Genomic DNA, 4103 nt, shown 5'->3' with positions numbered 1-4103 from the left:
GGCTGGCTCTGGCCGCCGGGTCCCTGAGTCATCGAATAGGAGATCACCGGTCCGCCGCTCGGCTCGGAGATGCAGCCGGCCAGCAGTGCGAGCAGCGCCACGACGAACGCGACAGCCGCGGCGCCGCGCAGACGGCCGCCCCTAACCACGAGCGCCGCCCGCCAGGTCGGCCTCGAGGACGCTGGTGACGACTTCCGCCTCGTCCGGCCCGAGCGGCAGCGGCGAGCCCGCGATCGGCTGCCCCGCCACTCTCGGGACCGTCAGCCGGAAGACCGAACCGCGGCCCCGCTCGCCCCACGCCTGCAGCCAGCCGCCGTGCAGGTGCGCGTCTTCGAGGGAGATCGCGAGCCCGAGGCCGGTGCCCCCGGTGGTCCTGGCCCGTGCCGGGTCGGCCCGCCAGAACCGCTCGAAGACCAGTTGCTCCTCCCCCGGGCGGAGCCCGACCCCGTGGTCGCGGACCACGACGGCCACCGCGTCACTGTCCGCGGCGACGGTGACCACGACGTCCCTGCCCTCACCGTGTTCCACCGCGTTCGCGAGCAGGTTCCGCAGGATGCGCTCCACCCGCCGCCGGTCCACCTCGGCGATGCAGGGCTCGGCGGGGAGCCGGAACTCGATGCGGCAGCCGCGGCGTTCGGCGAGCTGCTGCGCGTCGGCGGCGGACCCGCGCACGATGTCGCACATGTCCGCGGGCTCGGCGTCAAGCGTGGCCACGTTGGCGTCGTGCCTGCTGATCTCGAGCAGGTCAGTGAGCAGCGCCTCGAACCGCTCGGTCTGGCCAGCAAGCAGTTCGGCAGACCGGGCCGAGGCGGTGTCGAGCTGTTCCCTGGACTCGAACAGGACTTCCGCCGCCATCCGGATCGTCGTCATGGGCGTCCGCAGCTCATGCGAAACGTCGGAGACGAACTGACGTTGTGCCTTGGACAGCTCCTGGAGCTCCCGCAGTTTCTCCTGCAGGCTGTCCGCCATCTCGTTGAACGAGGTGGCGAGCGCGCCGAGGTCGTCCACGCCGCCGACCGGCATCCGCTCCTCGAGGTGTCCCGCGGCCAGCCGCTGCGCCGTCCTGGCCGCGTGCCGCACCGGGAGCACCACCCACCGGGTGACCAGCGAGGCGATGGCCACGAGCAGCGCGACGAGCGCGATCCCGACGCCGATCAGCGTGGTCTGGACGAGTTGCAGCGTCTGCTGCTCCTGGGCGAGCGGGACGACGTAGTAGAGCTGGTACCAGATGCCAACCGGCGCGCCGACGGCGATCGCGGACTCGGTCTGCCCGCCGCTGTTCAGCGTCAGCGCGGTCGGCGCGTAGTACAGCAGCGTCTCCGCGGTGCCGTGATGCTTCTCCGCGTGCTGCTCCTGCCGGACATCCTGGACGAGCGCGGGCGGCAGCGTGGCCGTGGGATCGACGCTGGTCACCCACGGCGAGTAGCCGGCCTGGTCGGCGCGCTCGCTGTTCAGCCCGATCACGACGTAATAGTTCGGGCTGCCGCTGTTCTGCGGCTGCAGCTTCTGGGCGATGCCGGTCATGAACTGCTGGGCGCTCTCCGGCGTAGGCCGGGGAGTCAGGCCGGGCTGCGCCCGTGCCGTGTTAAGCCCGTCAAGCGCCTGCGTCTTCGCCGAATTCTCGGCGTTGGTCAGCAGGCCGTAGGCGATCTGCTCGGTGAGGAAGAAGCCGAGCACGGCGATCATCGTGGCCGAGATCACTAGCGTGGTGCCGACGACCCGCAGCTGGAGGCTCCGGCGCCAGCGGTACTTGACCTTCCCGGTGACCAAGTGTTCCACGCGCAGCAGGGACCTGATCAGGATCGTCAGCCGGTGCGGCAGCCAGCTGACCAGCCAGCGCACCAGCTTCTTGCGGCGCAGCGACATCTCCCACGCTGCGCGCACGTCCCGGTGCGACGGCGCGGGCGGGGCAGGCACGGACGCGTCTTGCGCCGGTGTGCCCTGCGCTGGTGTGCCCTGCGCCGGCGCGGCAGGCACGGATGCCGCCGCGACCGGCGGTGACACGGGCACCGAGCCGGCCGCGTCGGGGTTAAACGCTGACCGCTCCATGCCTGAATCAGCCAGGTCCCGCCTTGTATCCCACGCCGCGGACCGTGACGACGATCTCCGGGTGCTCCGGGTCCTTTTCGATCTTGGCCCTGAGCCGCTGCACGTGCACGTTCACCAGCCGCGTGTCCGCGGCGTGCCGGTAGCCCCAGACCTGCTCAAGCAGCACCTCGCGGGTGAAAACCTGCCGTGGCTTGCGGGCCAGCGCGACCAGCAGATCGAACTCGAGCGGCGTGAGGCTGAGCGTCTCACCGTCGCGCTTGACGGAGTGGCCGGCCACGTCGATCGAGACGTCTCCGATCTGGAGCATCTCCGGCGCCGGCTCGTCCGTCCTGCGGAGCCGCGCCCTGATCCTGGCGACGAGCTCCTTGGACTTGAACGGCTTGAGAATGTAGTCGTCGGCGCCGGATTCCAGCCCGAGGACTATGTCGACGGTGTCGGTCTTCGCCGTCAGCATCACGATCGGCACGCCCGACTCGCCCCTGATCTGGCGGCATACGTCGATCCCGTCGGAACCAGGCAGCATCAGGTCAAGCAGCACCAAATCGGGCCGGGTCTCCCTGAAGGCGTCCATCGCCTTGTCCCCGTCGGCCACGAACGTCGGCTCGAACCCCTCCCCGCGGAGCACGATGCCAAGCATCTCCGCGAGCGCCGCGTCGTCGTCGACGACTAGCACACGTCCCTTCATGGGCCCCATCGTTCCATGTGTCTGACTCCAAGCAGAGCACCGACGACGACGGACAGTGACGCCCGCCGCTGAACCCGCGCTCAGCATGCGCAGGTTACCCCTTTTTACCAGCTCTGCACTACCCGCGAGTCCGTTTGCCCGCCGCGCCCCGCCCCACCCGTAACCGAGACCCTCCCGCATCCCACGAGCCGGCCCGCGAGCCGGCCCCGCGCCCGGCCCCGTGAGCACCCCTAACGCACCCGGCCAGCAGCCACTTCAGCTGCTGGCGGCGTTCCTCCTGCAGCCGACCAGCCGAGAGTATCCGGCCGCCGCGCCCACGGGCGCTACAGCCGGCGGGTCTCCGACAGAATCCCCTCGCGCCGCATCTTGCCGGGACGACGAGCTCGCCGGGGCAAAGCGCACGTCCGGGCGCAGCATTATCGCCGCCTCAGATTATCGTGTGAACTTTAGCCCTTTTTCCGGCGGCCAACTTCACACAATGATCTGGCAACCTACGCTAATGTGACCAATGAGGCCTATAGGACGCAAAGGGCCAATCCACCCCTGCTGCTGAATACTCCTGGGTTATGACTTAGTCCGAGATTCCATGATCACGAAAGAAAAGCACGCGTATAGGATATTTTTCTTACGTGATCATGAAAATGTGGCCTACCGGCCAGCCTGTGAGCACAGGCGAGGTCCTAGGTGGCGGGTTTCCATGATGAGCCGCGTTCCGATGGGCTTCGCCCCATACAGGGGCATAGTGTCACTAACGCGAAAATCGGTGTTGTTGTGACAGGGGTAGCTGGCGTTTGGCGGGGGTAGGGCAATTGGCTACCACGAATATTCGGCTACACGTACGGGGATAATCATGGGCATCTTTGACACTCGACTTTCGCGCTTTCGTGGTTAGCCGACAATTATGACTGACGGCAGGTTCGTGGCTGCGTCAGGACCGCGGAGGCCGGCGCCATAGTTATCCGCTTACCTGCTGCGGCGTTCTTGCGCGGCTGTCTGCAGGATTTCGTCTGCCAAGCGCCGCACCATGGCGGGATTGCGCAGGATGTAGAGCTTTGCGTGGGGCGCTTCGGAGCTGATTGCCCGCATGACATCCGGGAGGCTGCGGCTCCGGTAAGCCCGCACCCAGCGCCAGTATTCTGCCTGCTCGCGGCCTCGGCGCAGCGTCCGCCAGGCGCATCGCAGGAAGGTGAAGTCCAAGACGACGATGGTGTCGGCTGCTCGCAGCCGGACCTGCAGCGCCGTGTCATAGGGTCCGAGGTCGCCGTCCAGGATCCAGCGGTCGGGCTGGACCAGCTCGTGCTGGCAGGCAGCCCACCGGGACGGGTCCATCGGGGTGGGGCCGGGCTGCCAGAACAGCGCATCGAGCTCG

The 4103-nt window shown here is 68.0% G+C and carries 3 protein-coding genes; all 3 read right to left on the bottom strand.

From position 1 onward, the window contains the following. Window positions 1-141: 141 nt before the first annotated feature. Window positions 142-2049, bottom strand: a complete 1908-nt coding sequence (gene mtrB, locus WA805_RS31290; RefSeq protein ID WP_425244138.1) for an MtrAB system histidine kinase MtrB — start codon at window positions 2047-2049, stop codon at window positions 142-144. A 7-nt stretch (window positions 2050-2056) separates the two neighbouring features. Further along, complete coding sequence (mtrA, locus tag WA805_RS31285; RefSeq protein ID WP_422272923.1) at window positions 2057-2734, bottom strand: MtrAB system response regulator MtrA; 678 nt, start codon at window positions 2732-2734, stop codon at window positions 2057-2059. 963 nt (window positions 2735-3697) lie between these two features. Then, the coding region (locus WA805_RS31280; protein WP_422286626.1) for a hypothetical protein at window positions 3698-4103 on the bottom strand (406 nt) is incomplete at its 5' end.

Source organism: Trebonia sp., from assembly GCF_049794275.1.
Taxonomy (GTDB): domain Bacteria; phylum Actinomycetota; class Actinomycetes; order Streptosporangiales; family Streptosporangiaceae; genus Trebonia.
Note: the sequence above shows the minus strand (reverse complement) of the source record. Positions and strands in the feature narration are given on the sequence as shown.